This is a genomic window from Pseudomonas frigoris, assembly GCF_047758635.1.
In the GTDB taxonomy this organism is placed as follows: domain Bacteria; phylum Pseudomonadota; class Gammaproteobacteria; order Pseudomonadales; family Pseudomonadaceae; genus Aquipseudomonas; species Aquipseudomonas frigoris.
The window spans coordinates 406,909-428,421 of the sequence record NZ_CP180479.1; the positions used below are offsets into that span (position 1 = coordinate 406,909).

Annotated in this window: 16 protein-coding genes and 1 pseudogene; 4 read left to right on the forward strand and 13 right to left on the reverse strand. The window is 59.3% G+C overall.

Annotated features, from left to right (window positions below; translation table 11 throughout):
- Positions 1-119: 119 nt before the first annotated feature.
- A pseudogene (locus tag ACMXYH_RS01925) lies at positions 120-502 on the reverse strand (AAA family ATPase); the annotation flags it as partial.
- Between the two features lie 136 nt (positions 503-638).
- Between ACMXYH_RS01925 and ACMXYH_RS01930 the strand changes: the two are divergent.
- From ACMXYH_RS01930 to ACMXYH_RS01940, 3 genes are read left to right on the forward strand one after another with little or no spacing between them, the layout of a single operon-like run.
- On the forward strand, positions 639-1,742 hold the full coding sequence (locus ACMXYH_RS01930) for an efflux RND transporter periplasmic adaptor subunit (protein ID WP_415766133.1): 1,104 nt from the start codon (positions 639-641) through the stop codon (positions 1,740-1,742).
- Positions 1,739-2,806, forward strand: coding sequence for an efflux RND transporter periplasmic adaptor subunit (locus tag ACMXYH_RS01935; RefSeq protein WP_415766134.1), 1,068 nt, complete (start codon positions 1,739-1,741; stop codon positions 2,804-2,806). Before ACMXYH_RS01930 ends, ACMXYH_RS01935 begins: the two co-directional genes overlap by 4 nt.
- Positions 2,803-5,856 (forward strand): efflux RND transporter permease subunit, encoded by a 3,054-nt coding sequence (locus tag ACMXYH_RS01940; RefSeq protein WP_415766136.1) that lies wholly within the window; start codon positions 2,803-2,805, stop codon positions 5,854-5,856. The genes ACMXYH_RS01935 and ACMXYH_RS01940 overlap by 4 nt, the downstream gene beginning before the upstream one ends.
- A gap of 135 nt (positions 5,857-5,991) precedes the next feature.
- Here ACMXYH_RS01940 and ACMXYH_RS01945 read toward each other — a convergent pair whose 3' ends face one another.
- On the reverse strand, positions 5,992-6,618 hold the full coding sequence (locus tag ACMXYH_RS01945; protein ID WP_129439458.1) for a class I SAM-dependent methyltransferase: 627 nt from the start codon (positions 6,616-6,618) through the stop codon (positions 5,992-5,994).
- Positions 6,619-6,831: 213 nt separating this feature from the next.
- On the opposite strand from ACMXYH_RS01945, the gene ACMXYH_RS01950 reads away from it, so the two are divergent.
- The gene (locus ACMXYH_RS01950) at positions 6,832-9,693 is read left to right on the forward strand and encodes an RHS repeat-associated core domain-containing protein (RefSeq protein WP_415766137.1); all 2,862 of its coding nucleotides are present in this window, start codon (positions 6,832-6,834) and stop codon (positions 9,691-9,693) included.
- A 94-nt stretch (positions 9,694-9,787) separates the two neighbouring features.
- Here the strand turns inward: ACMXYH_RS01950 and ACMXYH_RS01955 are convergent, their stop codons facing one another.
- The 11 genes from ACMXYH_RS01955 to ACMXYH_RS02005 all read right to left on the reverse strand — a co-directional run bounded on the left by ACMXYH_RS01955 (position 9,788) and on the right by ACMXYH_RS02005 (position 21,445).
- Positions 9,788-10,432: a methionine ABC transporter permease gene (locus tag ACMXYH_RS01955; RefSeq protein ID WP_129439456.1), complete on the reverse strand. Its 645-nt coding sequence runs from the start codon at positions 10,430-10,432 to the stop codon at positions 9,788-9,790.
- Positions 10,422-11,543 (reverse strand): methionine ABC transporter ATP-binding protein, encoded by a 1,122-nt coding sequence (locus tag ACMXYH_RS01960; RefSeq protein WP_415766138.1) that lies wholly within the window; start codon positions 11,541-11,543, stop codon positions 10,422-10,424. Before ACMXYH_RS01960 ends, ACMXYH_RS01955 begins: the two co-directional genes overlap by 11 nt.
- Positions 11,544-11,545: 2 nt before the next feature.
- Positions 11,546-12,355 (reverse strand): MetQ/NlpA family ABC transporter substrate-binding protein, encoded by an 810-nt coding sequence (locus ACMXYH_RS01965; protein WP_415766139.1) that lies wholly within the window; start codon positions 12,353-12,355, stop codon positions 11,546-11,548.
- A 142-nt stretch (positions 12,356-12,497) separates the two neighbouring features.
- A complete protein-coding gene (locus tag ACMXYH_RS01970; RefSeq protein WP_415766140.1) occupies positions 12,498-13,850 on the reverse strand; it encodes an LLM class flavin-dependent oxidoreductase in 1,353 nt (450 codons plus the stop codon).
- Positions 13,851-15,044 (reverse strand): SfnB family sulfur acquisition oxidoreductase, encoded by a 1,194-nt coding sequence (locus tag ACMXYH_RS01975; protein ID WP_415766141.1) that lies wholly within the window; start codon positions 15,042-15,044, stop codon positions 13,851-13,853.
- Positions 15,045-15,067: 23 nt separating this feature from the next.
- Positions 15,068-16,309, reverse strand: a complete 1,242-nt coding sequence (locus tag ACMXYH_RS01980; RefSeq protein WP_415766142.1) for an SfnB family sulfur acquisition oxidoreductase — start codon at positions 16,307-16,309, stop codon at positions 15,068-15,070.
- A 333-nt stretch (positions 16,310-16,642) separates the two neighbouring features.
- Positions 16,643-17,407, reverse strand: coding sequence for a hypothetical protein (locus ACMXYH_RS01985; RefSeq protein ID WP_415766143.1), 765 nt, complete (start codon positions 17,405-17,407; stop codon positions 16,643-16,645).
- A gap of 502 nt (positions 17,408-17,909) precedes the next feature.
- Positions 17,910-18,665, reverse strand: a complete 756-nt coding sequence (gene tcyN, locus ACMXYH_RS01990; RefSeq protein ID WP_095127632.1) for an L-cystine ABC transporter ATP-binding protein TcyN — start codon at positions 18,663-18,665, stop codon at positions 17,910-17,912.
- Positions 18,666-18,669: 4 nt separating this feature from the next.
- On the reverse strand, positions 18,670-19,335 hold the full coding sequence (gene tcyL, locus ACMXYH_RS01995; RefSeq protein ID WP_008148276.1) for a cystine ABC transporter permease: 666 nt from the start codon (positions 19,333-19,335) through the stop codon (positions 18,670-18,672).
- On the reverse strand, positions 19,335-20,135 hold the full coding sequence (tcyJ, locus tag ACMXYH_RS02000; protein WP_129439443.1) for a cystine ABC transporter substrate-binding protein: 801 nt from the start codon (positions 20,133-20,135) through the stop codon (positions 19,335-19,337). The genes tcyL and tcyJ overlap by 1 nt, the downstream gene beginning before the upstream one ends.
- A 317-nt stretch (positions 20,136-20,452) precedes the next feature.
- On the reverse strand, positions 20,453-21,445 hold the full coding sequence (locus ACMXYH_RS02005; protein ID WP_129439441.1) for a D-cysteine desulfhydrase: 993 nt from the start codon (positions 21,443-21,445) through the stop codon (positions 20,453-20,455).
- Positions 21,446-21,513: the final 68 nt, after the last annotated feature.

Below are 21,513 nucleotides of genomic sequence, written 5' to 3' on the forward strand. Positions count from 1 at the left end.
GAACGCCGCCCGGAGCAAGCTCGCTTCCACAGTGGATCTTCGATAAACACAATATCTGTGCCGGTCACCGATCCAGTGTGGGAGCGAGCTTGCTCGCGATTCGGTTTAACAGGCGCTGATTAGTCCGGCCAATACCACGCCGGTTCGTCCAGTATCCGCTGCCCGACAATCCCGGTCTGACCCAGGTTCTTCTCCAGCACAATGCAATTACACTCCGGGTCCTCCTGCAACGCCGAAATCAACCGCCGTGCATGAGAAACCACCCACACCTGACACTCCTAGTAAAACTCGATCGCAAACCGACCACCCTGAAGCGGCGCGATGTTCAATCGCGCGCCAGGAAGGCGTCGCTGACGGCGGCCTGCAAGGCCTCGGGGTCGCCGATTTCGCGGATTGTCTGCAACGCGGCCGCCAGATCCCGACCGTCGTGATGCAGCACCGGCGTGCGGGTGCCCAATTGCGGTTGGCGCACCGGCGCGTCGGCGTCGCTGCGAAAGTGATCATTGTCGGAAACACCGTGCCCCATAGCAGCTGGTGTGATCGCTTTATTTGAAGCCGTCAGGCGCACCCTTGGAACCCTGTTCTAAGCTCACAGTCGTATCGCCATTGGCACGTTCGTACAACGCAAAGGAGTCTGCATGGTGGGTCCCGGATTGAAAACAGTGGTTGGCCTGAGCCTCCTTGTCCTGCTGAGCGCCTGTGGCGATAAAAAACCGGTCGAAAAGGACCGTCCGCGGGTATTCGTGCAAGAGGTAAAACCTGCGGATTACGCGGCGACGGTGACCCTGACCGGTGATGTTCAGGCGCGGGTCCAGACCGACCTGTCGTTCCGCGTTGCCGGCAAGATCATCCAGCGTACAGTCGATGTCGGTGATCGGGTTTCGGCCAAACAGGTTCTGGCAAAACTCGATCCCAAGGACCTGCAAACCAGCGTCGACTCGGCTCAGGCGCAGGTTGTTGCCGAACAGGCCCGAGTCAAACAGACCGCCGCCGCTTTCGTTCGTCAGCAAAAACTCCTGCCCAAGGGCTACACCAGCCAGAGCGAGTTCGATTCCGCCCAAGCCGCCTTGCGCAGCAGCCAAAGCGCCCTGACGGCTGCCCAGGCGCAACTGGCCAACGCCCGTGAACAACTGAGCTACACCGCGTTGGTCGCTGACGCGCCGGGGGTGATTACCGCGCGCCAGGCCGAGGTCGGCCAGGTGGTGCAGGCCACCGTGCCGATTTTCAGCCTGGCGCGTGATGGTGAACGTGACGCGGTGTTCAACGTCTACGAATCGCTGCTGACAGAGCCGCCAGAGGGAAAAACGGTGGTCGTCAGCCTGCTCGACAACCCCGCGATCAAAACCACTGGCACCGTTCGGGAAATCACCCCGGCCGTCTCCGCGCAGACTGGCACGGTGCAGGTCAAAGTCACTCTCAACGGACTACCGGAAGGCATGCAGCTCGGTTCGGTGGTGAGTGCCACGGCCAAGACGCCAGGCAAATCGGCGGTCGAACTGCCTTGGTCGGCTCTGACGAAAAATCTCAGCGACCCGGCGGTGTGGCTGGTGGACGGCGAGGGCAAGGCGCAGCTGCACACGGTCACTGTCGGCCGCTACCTGACTGGCAAAGTGATCATCAGCGCCGGCCTGAAGGGTGGCGAAAAAGTTGTCATCGCCGGCGGCCAGTTGCTGCACCCCGGCGTGAAGGTGGAGATCGCCGAAAACACCTATAAGGATTTGGCCGAGGGAGCCCAGCCATGAAGCGTCTGTTACTGGTTTGCGCCGGTGTGATGCTGGTGGCCTGCTCGAAAAAAGAACCGCCTCCGGAGCCAGTGCGTCCGGTGCTGTCCATCAAGGTCCAGTCCCTGGACGAAGAAAACCTGGGCCGTTTCGCCGGCAGCATCCAGGCCCGTTATGAAAGCAATGTTGGCTTCCGGGTGCCGGGACGCATCGCCAGCCGTAACGTCGATGTCGGTGCCGAAGTCGATAAGGGCGCGTTGCTCGCCACACTCGACCCCACCGATCAGCAGAACCAGTTGCGTTCCGCTCAGGGTGATCTGGCCAGCGTCCAGGCGCAACTTATCAACGCCCAGGCCAACGCCCGGCGTCAGCAAGAGTTGTTCGATCGTGGCGTGGGCGCCCAGGCGCAACTCGACGTCGCACAGACCGACCTCAAAACCACCCAGGCCTCCCTCGATCAAGCGAAGGCTGCGGTCGATCAGGCCAAGGACCAGCTCAACTACGTCGAACTGCGCGCCGATCACAAGGCCATCGTCACCGCGTGGAATGCCGAAGCCGGGCAAGTCGTCAGCGCCGGCCAGCAAGTGGTGACCCTGGCGCAGCCGGACATCAAGGAAGCGGTGATCGACCTGCCGGACACGCTGGTCGACCAGTTGCCGGAAGACGTGGTGTTCCAGGTTGCTGTCCAACTCGACCCGAGCATCACCACCACAGCCATCGTTCGCGAAATCGAGCCCCAGGCGCAAAGTGCGACCCGCACCCGTCGCGCCCGCCTGACACTGACCGACACGCCACCGGGGTTTCGCCTGGGCACGGCCATCAGCGTGACCCTCAGTTCCGCGATCAAACCGCGTATCGAACTGCCCCTGACCGCGCTCCAGGAGGTCGATGGCAAATCGCGGATCTGGGTCATCGACCCGCAGACCCAAACCGTTTCCCCACGAGACGTCAGCCTGATCAGCCGCACTGACTCAACGATGGTCCTGGCCAGCGGTGTGAAGTCCGGCGAGCGAGTGGTCAGTGCCGGCGTGAACAGCCTGAAACCGGGGCAGAAAGTAAAAATCGATGAGGACAGCCCGCAATGAAAGGGAGTTTCAACTTATCCGAATGGGCCCTCAAGCATCAGTCGTTTGTCTGGTATTTGATGTTCGTCGCGCTGCTGATGGGCGTGTTCTCGTACCTGAACCTGGGCCGCGAGGAAGACCCGTCGTTCACCATCAAAACCATGGTGATCCAGACCCGCTGGCCGGGCGCGACCCAGGAAGAAACCCTCAAGCAGGTCACTGACCGGATCGAGAAAAAACTCGAAGAGCTCGACTCGCTCGACTACGTGAAAAGCTACACCCGCCCCGGCGAGTCGACGGTTTTCGTTAACTTGCGTGATACCACCAGCGCCAAGGACATTCCGGAAATCTGGTATCAGGTGCGCAAGAAGATCAACGACATTCGCGGCGACTTCCCCCAAGGCCTGCAAGGGCCGGGGTTCAACGATGAATTCGGTGACGTGTTCGGCTCGGTGTACGCCTTTACCGCCGACGGTTTGTCGATGCGCCAATTGCGCGATTACGTCGAGCAAGTCCGCGCCGAGATCCGCGAAGTGCCGGGGCTGGGCAAGGTCGAGATGGTCGGCGAGCAGGATGAAGTCCTCTACCTGAACTTCTCCACCCGCAAACTGGCGGCGCTGGGCATTGATCAGCGTCAGGTGGTGCAGAGCCTGCAATCGCAAAACGCGGTGACGCCGGCCGGTGTAATCGAGGCAGGTCCCGAGCGGATTTCCGTGCGCACGTCCGGGCAGTTTGCCTCCGAGAAAGACCTGGAAAACGTCAACCTGCGACTCAACGATCGTTTCTACCGCCTGGCCGATATCGCCGAGATCAGCCGTGGCTATGTCGATCCGGCGACGCCGGAATTCCGTTTCAACGGCCACCCTGCCATCGGCCTCGCCATTGCGATGAAGAAGGGCGGCAACATTCAGGTGTTCGGCAAGGCGTTGCACCAGCGCATGACCGACCTGACTGCCGACCTGCCGGTGGGCGTCGGCGTGCACAACGTTTCCGACCAGGCCGAAGTGGTGGAAAAAGCCGTCGGCGGCTTTACCAGCGCACTGTTCGAAGCGGTGGTGATCGTGCTGATCGTCAGCTTCATCAGCCTCGGTGTGCGCGCCGGGCTGGTGGTGGCGTGCTCGATTCCGCTGGTGCTGGCGATGGTCTTCGTCTTCATGGAATACAGCGGCATCACCATGCAGCGGATTTCCCTCGGCGCGCTGATCATTGCGCTCGGGCTGCTGGTGGATGACGCGATGATCACCGTCGAAATGATGGTCACGCGCCTGGAAATGGGCGAGACCAAGGAGCAGGCCGCTACGTTCGCCTACACCTCGACGGCGTTCCCGATGCTCACTGGTACGCTGGTGACGGTGGCCGGTTTCGTGCCCATCGGCCTCAATGCCAGCTCGGCCGGCGAGTACACCTTCACGCTGTTCGCGGTGATCGCGGTGGCCATGATCGTGTCGTGGATTGTCGCGGTGCTGTTCGCCCCGGTGATCGGCGTGCACATCCTCAGCGCCAACGTGAAACCTCACGACGCAGAACCGGGGCGCATCGGTCGGACGTTCAATTACGGCTTGCTTTGGGCCATGCGCAATCGCTGGTGGGCGATCGGCATCACCGTTGCACTATTTGTGGCGTCGGTGTTTTCCATGCAGTTCGTGCAGAACCAGTTCTTCCCGTCCTCGGATCGTCCGGAAATTCTCGTCGATCTGAACCTGCCGCAAAACGCCTCGATCGCCGAAACCCGCAAGGCGGTGGACAAGCTCGAGGCGACGCTCAAGGGCGACCCGGACATCGTGCGCTGGAGCACCTACATCGGCGAAGGGGCGATCCGTTTCTACCTGCCCCTCGACCAGCAATTGCAGAACCCGTACTACGCGCAACTGGTGATCGTCAGCAAAGGGCTGGAATCGCGTAACGCGCTTAGCCAACGCTTGCGCGAGCGACTGCGTAAGGATTTTGTCGGTATCGGCAGCTACGTCCAGGCGCTGGAAATGGGCCCGCCGGTAGGGCGGCCGATTCAGTACCGGGTCAGCGGCAAGGACATCGATCAGGTGCGCAAACACGCCATCGCCCTGGCCACCGAACTGGATAAAAACTCGCACATCGGCGAGATCATTTACGACTGGAACGAACCGGGCAAAGTCCTGCGCATCGACATCGCGCAGGACAAGGCACGGCAATTGGGGCTGTCGTCGGAAGACGTGGCCAACCTGATGAACAGCATTGTGGTCGGTGCGCCGGTGACACAGGTCGATGACGATATCTACCTGATCAACGTGGTGGGGCGCGCCGAAGACGCCGAACGCGGCACCCCGGAAACCCTGCAGAATTTGCAGATCGTCACGCCGGGCGGCACGTCGATTCCGCTGCTGGCGTTCGCCTCCGTGCGCTATGAACTTGAGCAACCGCTGGTCTGGCGCCGCGACCGCAAACCGACCATCACCATCAAGGCTGCGGTGCGCGACGAAATTCAGCCGACCGACCTGGTGAAACAACTCCAACCCGACATCGATAAATTCGCCGCCAGTTTGCCGGTGGGCTACAAGGTCGCCACTGGCGGCACCGTCGAGGAAAGCGGCAAGGCCCAGGGGCCAATTGCCAAGGTTGTGCCGTTGATGCTGTTTTTGATGGCGACCTTTCTGATGATCCAGTTGCACAGCGTGCAGAAGCTGTTCCTGGTGGCCAGCGTCGCGCCGCTCGGGCTGATTGGCGTGGTGATAGCGCTGATCCCGACGGGCACGCCGATGGGCTTTGTGGCGATCCTGGGGATTCTGGCGCTGATCGGCATCATCATCCGCAACTCGGTGATTCTGGTGACGCAGATTGACGCCCTGGAGAAGGACGGTCATGCACCGTGGGATGCGGTGGTGCAAGCCACAGAGCATCGTCGCCGGCCGATTCTGCTGACGGCAGCGGCGGCGAGCCTGGGGATGATCCCGATCGCCCGAGAGGTGTTCTGGGGGCCGATGGCTTACGCGATGATTGGCGGGATTATTATTGCGACGTTGCTGACGTTGCTGTTTTTGCCGGCGCTTTATGTGGCCTGGTACAAGATTCGCGAACCGAAGAAAGAAGTGCAGTAACGGCGAGCGCTTCGCGCTCTATTCGCGAGCAAGCCCGCTCCCACATTCGGTCGCGTCAGTCTGGACAACTCGGTCAACTGTGGGAGCGGGCTTGCTCGCGAAGGCACCAGTACAGATACCGCAAGTCTTAAGGCTTTACACCTTGCGCCAAACACTCGCCAACCAAGCCTGCTGCTCGCGCGGCAACCCCGCCGGCCGGTAGTAATGCTCCAACTCTACAAACCCCGCCGCCGTCAGCAATTGCTGCCACGTCTCAAGATCGTGATACGCCCCATAACGCGGCCCATTCCACCCTTCCTGATTCTCGCCACGCGGATTGGAACTGAATAACACCCCGCCCGGCTTCAAAGCCCCGCGCAACTCCTTCAACACCCGAGGCAATTCCTGACGCGGAATATGAAACAGCACCGCATTGGCGAAGATCCCGTCAAAGCGCTCAGCCGGCAAATCCAGCTTCAGAAAATCCTGCTGCCAGACCTCACAACCACTGTCTTCGCGCGCCATCTGCGCAAACTTCTCCGAGCCATCAAGCCCGACAGCGGTGTGGCCCATGCGCGTGAAGGTTTGCAAATCACGACCCGGCCCACAGCCAAAGTCGAGAATGTCGAACGGTGCCTCCCCCTGAATATGCCGCAGCAGCGCATCAATGTTCTGGCTGACATCATGATCGCGAGTCCCTTCGCGAAAACTTTCAGCCACCGAGTTGTAATGGCCCAGGGTGGTGGAGGTGATCTGCTCGAGGTCGGTGGGAGTCTGTTTCATGGTCGGCTGCGCAGGCAATTGGGATTTGCCGAATATACGCCATGAGGCCGGGGGCTGCTGCACAGCCAATCTGCGTCCACCTGTTACTTCTTACAGTATCCGTCAGGTGATAAAAGGCTCAGTCTTTCCTCAATACGTGCGAAGGGTCGTTATGTCGTGAATGCTCACCATCACACTGCCACACCCACCTTGTCGGTCCAGGATCCGCGTGCCTTGACGATTCGCAGCGTGGGTTACTGCCGTCACCCGGACAAAACAGTGATTGAGCCGCGCATCACCCGGCAAGTGTTCGATGCTGCGGGTCGGTTGATTCAGCTGTGGGACCCGCGCCTGTGGGGCAAGGCGCCGAAGCCGAACCTCGCTACGATCTACAGCTTGAACGCTCAGCCGTTACTGACGGACAGCGTTGATGCCGGGTGGCAGTTGAGCCTTTTGGATCAGGCAGGTTCACTGCGTTCCTTCTGGGACGGTCGAGGCAGCAGGCGGCATATCGACTATGACGATCAACAACGGCCGATAACCGTTACGGAACAGACGGCTGGAGAACTGCCACACGTGGTGGAGCGGTTGACCTATGGCAGCGCCGGTCCAGTGTTCACCGCACACAACCAGTGCGGGCGACTGATCCGTCATGACGACCCGGCGGGCTCTCAACTCGTCGGCGACTACGGTCTGGCGGGTTCAGTGTTGATGGAAATCCGACGATTTCTCACCGAACTTGAAACACCCGACTGGCCTGACGAGCTAGAGGCCCGAGACGAATTGCTGGAAGATCAGTCGTTCGTCACCCACTACGCCTTCCTCCCCACGGGTGAAATTCAACATCAGATCGATGCCATGGGGAATGTCCGAACCTTTGGCTATGACGTGGCGGGCAAGCTCAGTGAAGTCTGGCTGCTACTGGCTGGGGATGGCAAGCAACCACAATGTCTGGTCAGCAACATTCGCTACAACGCCGATGGCCAGATCGAAAGCGAAACGGCGGGAAATGCCGTTGAAACGCGAGCTGAGTACGACACCGAGAACGGTCGTTTGACAAGACTGGTAGCGGCGGTCGGGAATCAAAAGCCGTTGCAGGACCTGAACTACCTCTACGACCCGATAGGCAACATTGTCGAAGTGGAAGACAAATCCCAAGCCGTGACGCATTTCAACAACCAGCGTATCGAACCGATAAGCCGCTACCGCTATGACAGCCTGTATCAATTGGTCGACTCCAGGGGCTGGGAAGTCTCCAACCCAAGCCACGGCCCCGCGTTACCGCAATTATTGCCCACACCGCTGGACCCCAATCAACGGCGCAATTACACCCAGCAATTCGATTACGACCCCGCGGGCAATCTGATCTCTCGTCACCACAGCGGTGCGCCCGGGTTCTCGATGTTTACCTCTGCGGGCAGTAACCGAAGCCTGGCTCAACGGGATGATGGTTCATTGCCGGGTGAACCTGAAATCACCTCAGGTTTTGATGCCTGCGGCAACCAGCTGGAGCTGATACGTGGCCAAGCCATGACATGGGATGCTCGCAATCAGTTGAGGCGGGTGACCCTGGTCAAACGCGAAGACGAGCTGGACGATTACGAATGTTATGCCTACGACCGTCCAGGTCATCGATTGCGCAAGCTGCATTTCAGCCAGGCCAATCGCCGAACCCTGCGTACTGAAGTCCGTTATCTACCCGGTCTGGAAATCCGCCGACTGGCTGATGGCGAGGAGCACCATGTCATTTGCGTCGAAGCAGGACGTAGTAGCGTTCGAGCGTTGCATTGGCCCGAGGGTACACGCGCCAATCAACTGCGCTACAGCCTCGACGATCACCTCGGCTCAAGCACGTTGGAATTGGACGACGAGGCAGGCGTGCTGACCCAGGAACACTATTACCCCTTTGGCGGCACGGCGTGCTGGGCGGGCAAAAGTGGGTTGGTGGCAAAGTACAAAAGCGTTCGGTATTCGAAGAAAGAGCGGGATGCGACAGGTCTTTACTGCTATGGGTTTCGGTATTACGCGCCCTGGTTACAACGTTGGATAAGTCCGGATCCGGCATGGGATGGGCTCAATGCATTCGAGATGGTCGGGAACAGTCCACTGAATTTTTTTGACCCCGACGGTTTGACAAGAGAGGCGGCGAGTAAGAGGTGGAGAGCGGCCTATGATTCGGTGGCGGCCACTAACTCGGGGGTTCGGGTTCGAACCGTTGTGCCGGGAATAATTGCTGTTGATGTCGTCGGTGGAAATGAACTCTTCAATCGCATGGGCATTGGGCTGACACGTGACGTAGACAGTGAGAGAAGACTTTCGTATTTGTCCATTGATACTTCTCTGAAAGGAAAAATTGCGGGAGGTGTTCGCCCAGTTCATCTCAAAAGTTTGTCCGGGGCAGCTATCAAGTCTGAGGCCCGGAAAAAAAACGCTGGTGCGATGGCCTACATAAACGGCGGCTTTTTTAACATGGGAGGAGGGGCGAGTAAGGATGCCCCTGGTTATGCATCCGTTGGCACCAACATCATTGACGGTCGGCGAAGGGTTTATGCCGATACTCCTCGAGACTATCGCTCAAATTATGTGAAGATCCAGATGGATGACCTTTCCATGATTCATTCCGGGCCTTTGCTTTCAGATAACGGCAAGATTACCTTCCCTCAGGAAATGCTGAGTCGGCCGCGGTTTCAGTTTACCGACCAAACCAGCAAGCCGGGCAGGCTGGGTCATGCGAGCGCACCCAATGCTCGTTCCGGCATTAGCCTTCCCAGTCCAGGCGCAGGTGGGCAGCGTACACGGCTGGCAATGGGGACTACCGAGGGGCGAACCAATGAATCTCCCGGTTACACGATGCCCGAATGGTCCATGGTTATGGCCAGGCTCGACAGATTGAACGGTTCTGGCGGGCATTCAGTGAATCTTGATGGAGGTTATTCGACTGCCCTGGGGGTTATCGGCGCCGAGGGTCAATCTCTCATGACGCGGTCATATCCCGGTGCGCCAGACAGAGCCGTTGGAAATTTCATAGCCTACTACCAGAAGTCCCCCGGTTTTTCTCAACGACTGTCCAACACCGTTCAAAGGTGGTTTTCTTGAACGTCAGCGTATGAGATCAAGCGGTGTGTTTGAGCGGACGTTCACTGGATTTGTCTGAGCGGGCGTGAGTACGCCCGCTCAGGATCAACGCAGATCAACGCTTGTTCAACCCCCGAGCCAACCGATCCCCGCCCAACTGAATCGCCGCCACCAACACCACCAGCAACACAATCACCGTCAACATGATCTGGCTATCAAAGCGCTGATACCCGTAGCGATAGGCGATGTCCCCCAGTCCCCCCGCACCAATCGCTCCCGCCATTGCCGACGAGTTGATCATCGTCACCAACGTAATCGTGAAACCGCCGACAATCCCCGGCAGCGACTCGGGCAACAACACATGCCAAACGATATGCCAGCGCCGGCAACCCATCGCCTGCGCCGCTTCGATCAACCCGTGATCAACCTCACGCAAACTGACTTCAGCGATACGCGCAAAGAACGGCGTGGCCGCAATCGTCAGCGGCACCACAGCCGCCCAAACGCCGTACGTGGTGCCGACGATCAACCGCGTAAACGGAATCAGCGCCACCATCAAAATCAGAAACGGAATCGAGCGGAACAGGTTCACGAACGCGCCCAACGCACGGTTCAGCGCCGGCGCTTCATAGATCCCGCCCTTGGAGCTGGTGACCAGAATCACCGCCAGCGGAATGCCCGCCAGCAGCGCGATCAATGACGACACGCCGACCATCAGGAAGGTGTCGATGAAGCCTTGCAGCAAGCGATCAAACCACATAACCCAGCACCTCCACCTGTTGCACCCAGTTGCCGGCGCGTTGACGCAATTCCTCTGCGCCGAGGGACGAACCGGTCACCGCCAGCAGCAATTGCCCGAGGGCATGGCCCTGAATCCTTTCCACGCCACCTTGCAGCAAGCGCACACGGCCGCCGAGGGCGGCGAACAGTGCGGCCAGATCCGGTTCATCGCTCGCGCTGCCGGTGAACTGCAAACGCAGCACAACAGCGGCGTCCGAGGATTGTGGATGTGCCTGCAAGCGGCTTTGCAATTCTTCCGGCAAACCGTGTTGCAACGGCGCCAGCAAGGTTTTGCTGACCTCGTGCTGCGGGTCGCCAAAGACTTCCCAGACCGGGCCTTGTTCGACGATTCGCCCGTGTTCCAACACGACGACCTGATCGCAGATATCGCGAATCACCGCCATCTCGTGAGTGATCAGCACGATGGTCAGGCCCAGGCGCTGATTGATCTCGCGCAGCAGGCCGAGGATCGATTGCGTGGTCTCCGGGTCCAGCGCCGAAGTGGCTTCGTCGCACAGCAGAATCGCCGGGTCATGCACCAAGGCGCGGGCGATGCCTACGCGCTGTTTCTGCCCGCCGGAAAGCTGCGCCGGGTAGGCCTTGTGTTTCTCTTGCAGGCCTACCAGTTCCAGCAATTCGCGGACTTTCTGCTCGCGTTTTTCCTTCGGCACACCGGCGACTTTCAGCGGCAACTCGACGTTCTGCCAAACCGTCTTGGCCGACATCAGGTTGAAGTGCTGGAAGATCATGCCGATGCGCCGGCGCAGCGCCACCAGGCGGTCTTCATCGAACTCGCCGATGTCGACCTGATCGATCAGCACGCGCCCCGTGCTCGGTTGTTCCAGACGGTTGATGGTGCGGATCAGCGACGACTTGCCGGCGCCGCTGCGGCCGATGATGCCGAACACCTCGCCGCGCTGGATCGCCAGGTCGATGCCGTGCAGGGCCGCCACCGGACCTAGCTGGCCGTTGTAGGTTTTGCCCAGGCCGATGAAGCGCACGTGAGCGCGGTTGAGCGCTGGATGCAGTTCGGTCTGTTCGACTTTGTGGGGCTCTGGAGTTTCCAGTCGCAGTTGGGTGGCTGCCGTCATATTCAGCTTTCCCAGCCAGCTTGATAGAGCTTGCCATGGGCTTTATCCAGCGCTGCACGAACGGCCGGTGAATGCTGGTAGATGTCGACGAATTTGATCAGGCGCGGGTCGGTTTTGCTTTTCGGCTGGATCACGAACTGGATCACGTATTCCTTGTGATCGAGACCGTCGAACAGCAGGGCGGAGCCGGCATCGAAGGTCTTCGACAGGCGAATGTAGGCTGGGTAACCCTGGACCAGATCGGCGTCGTCATAGGCGCGCACCAGTTGCACGGCTTCGACCTGAAGGATTTTGATCTTCTTCGGGTTGGCGATGATGTCTTCTTCGGTGGCTTTGTAGCCGACACCCGGTTTGAGCGTGATCAGTCCGGCCTTGGCCAACAGTTGCAAACCACGACCGCTGTTGATCGGGTCATTGGCGATCGCCACGCTGGCGCCTTCCGGCAACTCGTCGAAGCTTTTGTATTTCTTCGAGTACAGGCCGACGTTGTTGATGATCCCCGGCGCGAACGGCACCAGGTCAAAACCGGCGGCGGCCTTGGCGTTTTCCAGGAACGGGACGTGCTGGAAGTAGTTCACGTCAATGTCACCGGCAGCGAGGCTGACATTGGGCGCGATCCAGTCGCTGAACTCCACCAGGTCGACTTGCAGGCCCTGTTTCTTGGCTTCTTCGACGGCAGCTTCCAGGGGAATGGCGAAAGCGGCGGTGGTGCCGACCTTCAGTGGCGCGTCGGCGGCGAAGGTGATGGAGCTGAAAAGGCCGAGGGCCAGGGCCAGTGCTTTGACTGGGTGAGAGAGGTAGGTCTTTTTCATGATGGGTTTTCCAGTCAGTGCATAGTTGTGTGGTGCTTGGTCGGGCCTCATCGTCGGAACGCCGCCCGGAACAAGCTCGCTCCCACAGGGATTGTGTGAACACCCGAGATCCAATGTGGGAGCGAGCTTGCTCGCGATGCTTTTAGCGGCGGAACGCGGACCCGGTATGTTGCTCAGGCAAATGCGCCTCCCCGTGAAACAGTTTTTCCCGCAGGCTGCCAGGGTCGTAAGCGGTCTTGTACGACCCTCGGCGTTGCAACTCCGGAATTACCAAATCGATGAAATCCAAATAGCTTTCCGGCGTGACAATCCGAGTCAGGTTGAAGCCATCCAGACCGGTTTCCGTGATCCACGATTCCAGCTCATCGGCCACTTGCTCAGGCGAACCCACCACGGTGATGTAGCGACCACCAAGCGCGTGTTGCTCGAGTAATTTGCGGCGGGTCCAGTCGTTGTTTTGCAGGTTTTTGGTGGCGGACTGGATCGCGTTGCTCTTCACGTACTGGATCGGTTCGTCGATTTCGTATTCGGAGAAATCGATCCCGGTGGAGGCCGAGAAATGCGCCACGCCGGCCTCGGCACTGGCGTAGCTCAAGTACTCGGCGTGCTTGGCCCAGGCCAGCTCTTCGGTTTCGCCGACAATCACGTTCAGCCCCATGAACACCTTGATGTCCTCGGGGTTGCGCCCGGCCTCGACGGCACTGGCGCGCACCTTGTCCACTTGAACCTTGGTCGACGGTTTGTTCTGGCCGCTGATGAACACGCACTCGGCATGTCGCCCGGCGAACAGCAAACCGCGATCCGAACTGCCGGCCTGGAACAGCACGGGTGTGCGCTGCGGCGACGGTTCGCAGAGGTGATAACCCTCGACCTGATAGAACTCGCCCTTGTGCTCGACCTTGTGCACTTTCTCGGGCTGCGCGTAGATCCGCTGCTGCGGATCGTTAAGCACCGCGCCGTTTTCCCAGCTGCCTTCCCAGAGTTTGTAGAGCACTTGCAGGTATTCATCGGCCTGGTCGTAACGACGGTCGTGTTCCACCTGTTCACTCAAACCCATGGCCTTGGCGGCGCTGTCGAGGTAGCCGGTGACGATATTCCAGCCGACCCGGCCACGGCTCAGGTGATCGAGCGTGGACATGCGTCGGGCGAACAGATAGGGCGGCTCGTACGTCAGGTTGGCGGTGAGGCCGAAGCCAAGGTTTTTTGTGACTGCGGCCATGGCCGAGACCAGCAGCAGCGGGTCGTTGACCGGAAGTTGGATCGACTCTTTGAGCGGCACGTCCACCGAGTTTTGGTAGACGTCGTACACGCCGACGATGTCGGCGATGAACAAACCGTCGAACAGTCCGCGCTCCAGCAATTGTGCCAGTTCGGTCCAGTATTCGATCGTCTTGTATTGGGTTGAAGTGTCCCGTGGATGCGTCCACAGGCCATGGTTGATGTGCCCGATGCAGTTCATGTTGAACGCGTTGAGGAGGATCTTTTTCTTGCTCATTTAGATGGTCCCCCGCAGTGGCGGGTTTTCATCGTTGAGGTAGTAATTGCCGACCGCGTGATACTTCCAGCGCACAGGGTCGTGCAGCGTGTGTACCCGTGCGTTGCGCCAGTGGCGATCCAGACCATGTTCGATCAGGGTTGCCTGGCTGCCGGCCAGTTCAAACAGCGTGCTGCCGGCGGCGAGGGAAATCTCGGTGCTGATGGCGCGGGCTTCGGCGACAGCAATCGACGCGGCGGCGACGGTCTCGGCGTTGGTGTCGACCTGCGCCTTGTCGAGGAATTCGCCCGAGCGTTCCAGCAAGGCTTCGGTGGCGTGCAGACGAATGCTCAAGTGGCCGAAGCTCTTGATGGTCAGCGGGTCTTCGGTGGCTTTGTCGTTGCCGGAATCGATCCACGGCCGGGTCTTGGTGCGCACGAAATGCAGGGCATCTTCATAGGCGGCGCGGGCGATACCGGTGTCGATGGCGGCGTGAAGAATCTGCGCCAGCGGGCCGACGGTGGTCGGGCGCTCGAACGCGCTCTGAAACGGGATCACGTCTTCGGCGGCGATGTAGACATCTTCAAACACCACCGAGCCGCTGCCGGTGGTGCGTTGGCCGAAGCCGCTCCAGTCGTCGATCACTGTCAGACCCTTGGCGTTACGAGGGACGAAAGCGAGTTGCTGAACACCGTTTTCGTCCACGACCGACGTCGGAATGCGTTGGGCATAAATCGCGCCCGTGGCGTAAAACTTGCGGCCGTTGATGCGGTAACCGTCACCGTTGCGGGTCAGGCTGGTGACGCGGTCATGGGCAGTTTTGGTGCCGAGTTCCGCGAGGGCATTGCCGAAGCGTTGGCCGGCCAGCACTTCCGCGTACAGGCGTTTTTTCTGCTCTTCGCTGCCGTTCACACGCAGCACTTCGAGCGCGTAGAAATGGTTCTGCGGGATCTGGCCGAGCGAGCCATCAGCCTGGGCGATCAGCGCGATCACCTTAGCCAGGGTGACGTTGGAAACGCCAGCGCCGCCATATTCTTTTGGCACGCTGATGCCCCAAAGACCCGAGCGGGAAAACACTTCCAGTTCCGGGTGTGGCAAACGGCGTTCGCGGTCGCGCAGGGCGCTGTCGCGTTTGAAATCTTCGGCCAAGTCACTGGCGACGATCAGGGCTTGCTCATCGCTGGTTATGACCGCGACGTGGTGAGAAAGAGTCATGTGTTTCTCCAGAGATCTGGTCGTTAAATCCAGGAGTGGCGAGCGGGCAGCGTGCCGTTCAGGTGATAAGTCCCGACGGCGTGGTATTTCCAGCGTACCGGATCGTGCAGCGTGTGCACGCGGGCGTTGCGCCAGTGGCGGTCGAGGTTGAATTCGGCGAGGGTGGCGCGGCTGCCGGCCAGTTCGAAAAGCTTTTCGCTGGCCAGCAGCGAGATCTCGGTGGTCAGCACTTTGGCTTCGGCCACGGCAATCGAGGCGCGGGCGGCGGACTCGGCGGTGAGCGGCGCGGCGTTGACCTGATCGAGCACTTGCCCGGCCTTGCGTAGCAGCGCCTCGGCGGCGTGCAGTTCGATTTTCAGTTTTCCGATGTCGGCGATCACATAAAGGTCGTCGCTGGCCCGTTCGACCTTGGCGTCGATCCACGGCCGTGCACGGGTTTTCACGAACGCGATGGCGTCGTCGATGGCGCCCCGAGCGATGCCGGCGTCAATGGCCGCTTGAATCAGCTGCGACACGGCACCCTGAATGTTCGGGCTGTCATTGATCTTCCAGTTATCCACCACCAGCTCGGCGTCGACTTGCACGTTGTTGAGCAAAAGGGTGCCGCTGGCGGTGGTGCGTTGGCCGAACCCCGACCAGTCATCAACGATGCGCAGGCCCGGTGTACCGCGGCGGACGAAGGCCAGCACTTGTTTGCCGTAGTCGTTCAGCGCCTTGACGGCGACCCAGTGGGCGAACAGCGCGCCGGTGGAATAGAACTTCTGCCCGTTAAGGACGAAGCCGTCGCCGCTGGCGGTGATTCGCGCCTTGAGTTCAAGGGTGTTTTTGGTGCCGCGCTCAGGGCCCGCGTTACCGATCCGCCAGCCGTCGAGCACGCTTTTGAACAGCTGCTTTTTTTGCGATTCAGTGGCGCTGCCGAGCACCAGGTTGAGAATGCCGAACTGGTTCTGCGGGATCTGTCCCAGTGCCGGGTCGGCCGCGGAAATGATCGCGAAGACTTCGGCCAAAGTGACGAACGAAACCTGCGGGCCACCGTACTCACGCGGGATAGCAATGCTGCCCAAACCACTGCGGGTGAATTGTTCGATTTCCGACCACGGCAGCTTGCGCTGCTGGTCGCGTTTGGCCGCTTGCAGGCGGGCGACTTGCGCCAGCTCATGGGCGGCCTTGATGGCTTGTGCGTCGTTGCGCAAGACCTGCGCGGGCAACAACAGGGGGGCGATGTCCAGATCACTCTGAACGATTGCATCTGCCAGACTGGACATCAGTGCCGCTCCTTGGCTGCACGCAATGCCCTGGCGATCTGCACTGGGGTGATTGTGTTCCGGACCATACCTACCTCACATCTCATGGAAACGTCGCGAGGGTTGCGACGAACGAAAACAAGAATGTCCGGTGGTCCGGTGCATATACCCTAAGCGTGTATAAAAAATTAATAAACTAACTTTTAGGAATATGCATAGAAGAGGCTTCAATAGGCTGAGCGCGGACCCTGTGGGAGCGAGCTTGCTCGCGAAAGCGGTGTGTCAGGCAACATTGATGTTGACTGACACGGCCTCATCGCGAGCAAGCTCGCTCCCACAGGGTGGGCGGTGTTTTCACTTCTTGCGAGGTTCGGCGGCCATGAGCAGTTCTTTCGGCCGGGCCTTCAAATACGGATTGGCGCAACCGATTTTCAGCCGGCGCGGTGGTGCCCAGCGGGAGTTGTTACCCACCCGGTCGAGGATGCAGTAAGTCACTTCCAGCCGCAGGTCTTCGCCGGCTTCGAGAATGATCGCCGGCGGCACCCAGACCTGGATCGGCTGGCCGACATCGCCGGCCTTGAGTCGTGGCAGATCCATGCGCACATCGCCCCAGCGCAGGGTGATTTCGTCGTCGGCGGCCATGTTCAGGTAAGGCTCGATGGTCAGCGGAACGCCGCGCTTGACCTGGTTCGGATTGACCCCCTGACGGCGAATGGTCTCGGGGATATTCACGGGCTCCAGACTCTGGTTTTCATCGCCGCACAGCGCAGACGGTTGGCCGCCGGGGCAGTCGAGTTTGATTTGCACTCGTCTGGTGGCTGAAAGGGTTGGTCCTTGCCCGATCTGCATGATCCGGTAGCGGATGCGTGAGGTGCCATTGGCGATGAAGCTCTCGGGTACACGCAGTTGGACCGGTTGACCGACATCGTCGGCCGTCAGCACTCTGGAGGCCACGTAGCAGTTGTCCCAGAACAATTCGATCAGGTCGCCTTCGTCCATGCCGGAGTAGGGCGCCACATCGATCAGCAAGTGCGCCGCCGAGGTGATGTTGATGCAGGTCTTGTGAGATTGCGCCAGGGTCGGGGCGGCAAGTTCGGGTTTGTTCGAAGTGCTTGTCATGGGGTTTCTCCTTGAAGCCTTGCAGCGAAAGTCCGTTTCTGAAAGTTCGAAAGGCGTGAATTACCGAGCAACAAAACTGTTCACTGTGTGTGAAATTAAACAGTGAATGAGTGCGAGGTTAAACGCCTGTTGGAGACTAGATAAGAGTGCGCTTGAATAGGTGTCAATAGAGCTGGCTAGTTAAGTATTGGATCTAGTGTTATTCAGAAAAATCCTACGCGTTGAAGTTAATAAGCTGCACCGCTCTGTCGAACTTGACGTTATTTTACGGGCTTCTAGTGCGTTGCTGACGGCGAAGACCGGCTCGGTGAGGGCGCTGGGTTTGGCGAATTTTAGGCGAGGTTATTCTGTTGCAGGACATATATATGTACCGCACGCAGCAATAAAAAATTATCTATTGTTCGGATGGATGAATAAGAGAAGAGAATATATCGAGAGGTTTTGTTAGTAGGGGTGGTTGTCACTTCCGTCCATGGAAGTTGACAAGTAGTGAAGCGATGTTTCAGTGGTGAGCGTTATTCAGGAACTTGCTGAGAAACTGCTTCGTCCGCTCTTCTTTCGGATTGGCAAACAGCGCCTTGGCTTCGCCTTGTTCGACGATCACACCTTTGTCGAAAAACACCACGCGGTTCGCCACGTCCCGGGCAAAGCCCATTTCGTGGGTGACGATGACCATGGTGCGTCGCTCTTCGGCGAGGCTGCGGATGGTTGCCAGCACTTCACCCACCAGCTCCGGGTCGAGGGCTGAGGTGGGTTCGTCGAACAGAATCACTTCCGGCTCCATCGCCAGCGCGCGGGCAATCGCCACACGCTGTTGCTGACCACCGGACAGGCGTCGCGGGTAAGCGTCTTCCTTGCCCGCCAGGCCGACCCTGGCCATCAGCTTTTTACCCAAGGCAACGGCTTCGGCGTGCGGGATCTTCTTTACGATGATCGGGCCTTCGATAACGTTTTCCAGGGCGGTGCGATGAGGGAACAGGTTGAAGTTCTGGAACACGAAACCCACGTGCTGGCGCAAACGTCGCACCAGGCCTTGCTGCTGGTTCAGCGGACGGCTGCCATCGATCTCGATGTCACCGACCTTGATCCGGCCGCTGGTGGGTTCTTCCAGGAAATTCAGGCAACGCAGGAACGTGGTTTTACCCGAGCCGCTAGGCCCGATGATTGCCACCACCTCGCCTTCCTTCACTTGCAGATCGATGCCGTTGAGCACCACTTGACCCTTGAACTGCTTTGTCAGTTTTTCCACGACAATCATTGGGTCAGGACTCCAGGTCGTGCCGATTGACCCGTGCTTCCAACTGGTTCTGCAGGTGCGAAAGCACCGTGGCCAGAACCCAGTAGATCAGCGCGGCGGCAAGGTACATGGTGAAAATTTCAAAGGTTCGGGCGGTAATCAGCTGCGCCTGACGGAACAGTTCCGGCACCTGAATAGTGGCTGCCAGCGCGGTGTCCTTCACAAGCGAAATGAAGCTGTTGCCCAGCGGTGGCAGAGCCGTGCGCATCGCTTGCGGCAGGATGGCCCGGCGCAGGGTCTGCGCACGGGTCATGCCGATACTCGCGGCGGCTTCCCACTGACCGCGCTCGATGGAACTGATCGCGGCACGCAGGATTTCGCAGGCATAGGCCGCCATGTTCAGTGAGAAGCCGATCAGGGCTGCCGGTAGCGGATCAAGTTCGATGCCCAATTGCGGCAAGCCGTAATAGATCACGAACAGTTGCACCAACAACGGCGTGCCGCGAAAAAACGATACGTAGATGCGGGCGATCCAGCTCACCAGTTTGAAGCGCGACAGGCGCATCAACGCCAGACCAAACCCCATCACCAGGCCGAAGAACATCCCGCCCAGGCTCAAGATGACTGTGTAGTACGCGCCCTTCAGCAGAAAGGGCGCGGAATCCAGCGCGAGTTGGAAAGCTTCTTCCATTATTTAGTGACGTCAGCGCTGAAGTATTTTTCCGAAAGCTTTTTCAGCGTACCGTCGGCACGCAGCTTGTCGATGGCCTTGTTCACCGCGGCCAGCAGCTCAGGCTCGCCTTTGCGCAGGGCGATGCCGGCTTCCTGGCGGGAGAACGCTTCGCCGGCGGCGGTGGTGTCCTTGGCCTTCTTGGCGTATTCCAGCGCGGCGAGGCGGTCGATCAGAATGGCGTCGATGCGGCCGACGCGCAGATCCTGGAACTTGGTCGGATCATCGTCATAGGTCTTGATGATGGCTTTTGGCTGATTGTCCTTGAGCCACTGCTCGTAGTTGGTGCCCAGGCCTACACCGACTTTTTTGCCGGCCAGATCGGCGGCAGACTTGATGTTCAGCTCCGCAGCCTTCTTGGTCAGCACCAGCGCCTGAATCCCGGAAACGGTGTACGGTTCGGAGAAGTCATACTTCTTCTTGCGCTCTTCGGAGATGGTCACCTGGTTGATCACGGCGTCCAGACGTTTGGATTCCAGCGCCGCGAGGATGCCGTCCCATTTGGTCGGTTGCAGTTTGACCTTCACGCCCAGCTCTTTGGCCAGGGCTTCGGAAAACTCGACTTCGAAGCCGGCCAGCTTGCCGTCGGCGTCGACGAAACTGAACGGTGGGTAAGTGCCTTCCAGGCCAACGTTGATCACGCCAGCGTCTTTGATTTTTTGCAGCTGCTCACCGGCAACCGCTTGCCCCAGCAGACCGGCGCTCAGCGCCAGGCCCAGCGAACCTACCAGCAGATTTCGTCGTAGTGCGGAAAAATTCATGACAAGCCCCTGTGTTTTCTTATGAAGACGCTTTTAGGAATGTTGGCAAAATCGGGATTTGGACGACTGCGATATCCTGCCCTAAAGCAGCGTATGCGTCTCGCTGCAAATTCGCCTGCGGCGCGACTATATGACGGTGCTTTTAGATTGGAAAATAATAAATATAAAGTTTGTTATTCTTTTTTAGAATATAAGTAGCCTTCGAAAAGATCGCAGCCTGCGGCAGCTCCTACATGGATCATGCCCGGCGCAAATTCCGGATTAACGCCGATCAATGTAGGAGCTGCCGCAGGCTGCGATCTTTTAATCTTCGATCCTTACAAAAAACTTGTATAGGCAAACAACGCCGGCGCCCCGCCGGTGTGCAGGAAGATGATCGGGCCGTCGTTGAAGCGCTGGCGGCCGATGCCATCGAGCAACCCGGCCATGGCCTTGCCAGTGTAGACCGGGTCCAGTAACAGCCCTTCCTGACTCGCCACCAGCTTCACGGCTGCCAACGTCCCGGCATTCGGTTCGCCGTAGCGCGGGCCGAAATACTCGTCCCACAACTCGACCTTGAAATTCTCTGGCAGGCTCACACCCAACAGCTCGGCAGTGCGCTCGGCGAGCCCCTGGACTTTCGGTCGCTGATCTTCATCGCTGCGAGAAACCGTGACACCAATCACTGGCAAATCCGGCAGTGCTTCACTCAACCCCAACGCCAGACCGCTATGGGTCCCGGCGCTGCCCGAAGCCAGAACCAAGGCCGCGAATGTCAGCCCGGTGTCCTTGATCTGCTCGGCCAATTCCAGCCCGGCGCGCACATAACCCAAAGCGCCCAATGCGTTGGAGCCACCAATCGGCACCAGATACGGCTTCTTGCCGTTGTTGCGTAGACGGTCGGCCAGAGCCTGCAATTGCTCGTCGGCGTTGTCGAGGTTTTCCACCAGCTCGACCTTGGCATCGAACAGGTCCAGCAACAGTCGATTGCCGTTACCGACATAGTTAGCGTCGTCGGTACCCAAGGGATTTTCCAGCAGGGCTACGCAGCCCAGGCCAAGCTTGGCCGCAATGGCGGCAGTCTGGCGCACGTGGTTGGACTGAAGCGCACCAGCGGTAATCAAGGTGTCGGCGCCTTGTGCCAGTGCATCGGCCGCCAGGTATTCGAGCTTGCGCAGCTTGTTGCCGCCCATCGCCAGCGGCGTCAGGTCATCACGCTTGACGTATACATCGCGGCCCAACCAGGCCGACAGGCGTTCGAGTTTTTCCAGGGCGGTAGGATGACCGAGCAGGTCGAGGCGGTTAAAGCGGGCAAGCTGTTGTTTGATCATGGGGTCCGTACTGGCGGAGGGAGATGACAGGACTATAGGCACGCCTATTTTGCGGGGCAACTGCCAAT

Coding starts and splice junctions, on each gene's coding strand:
- ACMXYH_RS01930 (WP_415766133.1), top strand. CDS start 639: ATGGTGGGTCCCGGATTGAAAACAGTGGTTGGCCTGAGCCTCCTTGTC.
- ACMXYH_RS01935 (WP_415766134.1), top strand. CDS start 1,739: ATGAAGCGTCTGTTACTGGTTTGCGCCGGTGTGATGCTGGTGGCCTGC.
- ACMXYH_RS01940 (WP_415766136.1), top strand. CDS start 2,803: ATGAAAGGGAGTTTCAACTTATCCGAATGGGCCCTCAAGCATCAGTCG.
- ACMXYH_RS01945 (WP_129439458.1), bottom strand. CDS start 6,618: ATGAAACAGACTCCCACCGACCTCGAGCAGATCACCTCCACCACCCTG.
- ACMXYH_RS01955 (WP_129439456.1), bottom strand. CDS start 10,432: ATGTGGTTTGATCGCTTGCTGCAAGGCTTCATCGACACCTTCCTGATG.
- ACMXYH_RS01960 (WP_415766138.1), bottom strand. CDS start 11,543: ATGACGGCAGCCACCCAACTGCGACTGGAAACTCCAGAGCCCCACAAA.
- ACMXYH_RS01965 (WP_415766139.1), bottom strand. CDS start 12,355: ATGAAAAAGACCTACCTCTCTCACCCAGTCAAAGCACTGGCCCTGGCC.
- ACMXYH_RS01970 (WP_415766140.1), bottom strand. CDS start 13,850: ATGAGCAAGAAAAAGATCCTCCTCAACGCGTTCAACATGAACTGCATC.
- ACMXYH_RS01975 (WP_415766141.1), bottom strand. CDS start 15,044: ATGACTCTTTCTCACCACGTCGCGGTCATAACCAGCGATGAGCAAGCC.
- ACMXYH_RS01980 (WP_415766142.1), bottom strand. CDS start 16,309: ATGTCCAGTCTGGCAGATGCAATCGTTCAGAGTGATCTGGACATCGCC.
- ACMXYH_RS01985 (WP_415766143.1), bottom strand. CDS start 17,407: ATGACAAGCACTTCGAACAAACCCGAACTTGCCGCCCCGACCCTGGCG.
- tcyN (WP_095127632.1), bottom strand. CDS start 18,665: ATGATTGTCGTGGAAAAACTGACAAAGCAGTTCAAGGGTCAAGTGGTG.
- tcyL (WP_008148276.1), bottom strand. CDS start 19,335: ATGGAAGAAGCTTTCCAACTCGCGCTGGATTCCGCGCCCTTTCTGCTG.
- tcyJ (WP_129439443.1), bottom strand. CDS start 20,135: ATGAATTTTTCCGCACTACGACGAAATCTGCTGGTAGGTTCGCTGGGC.
- ACMXYH_RS02005 (WP_129439441.1), bottom strand. CDS start 21,445: ATGATCAAACAACAGCTTGCCCGCTTTAACCGCCTCGACCTGCTCGGT.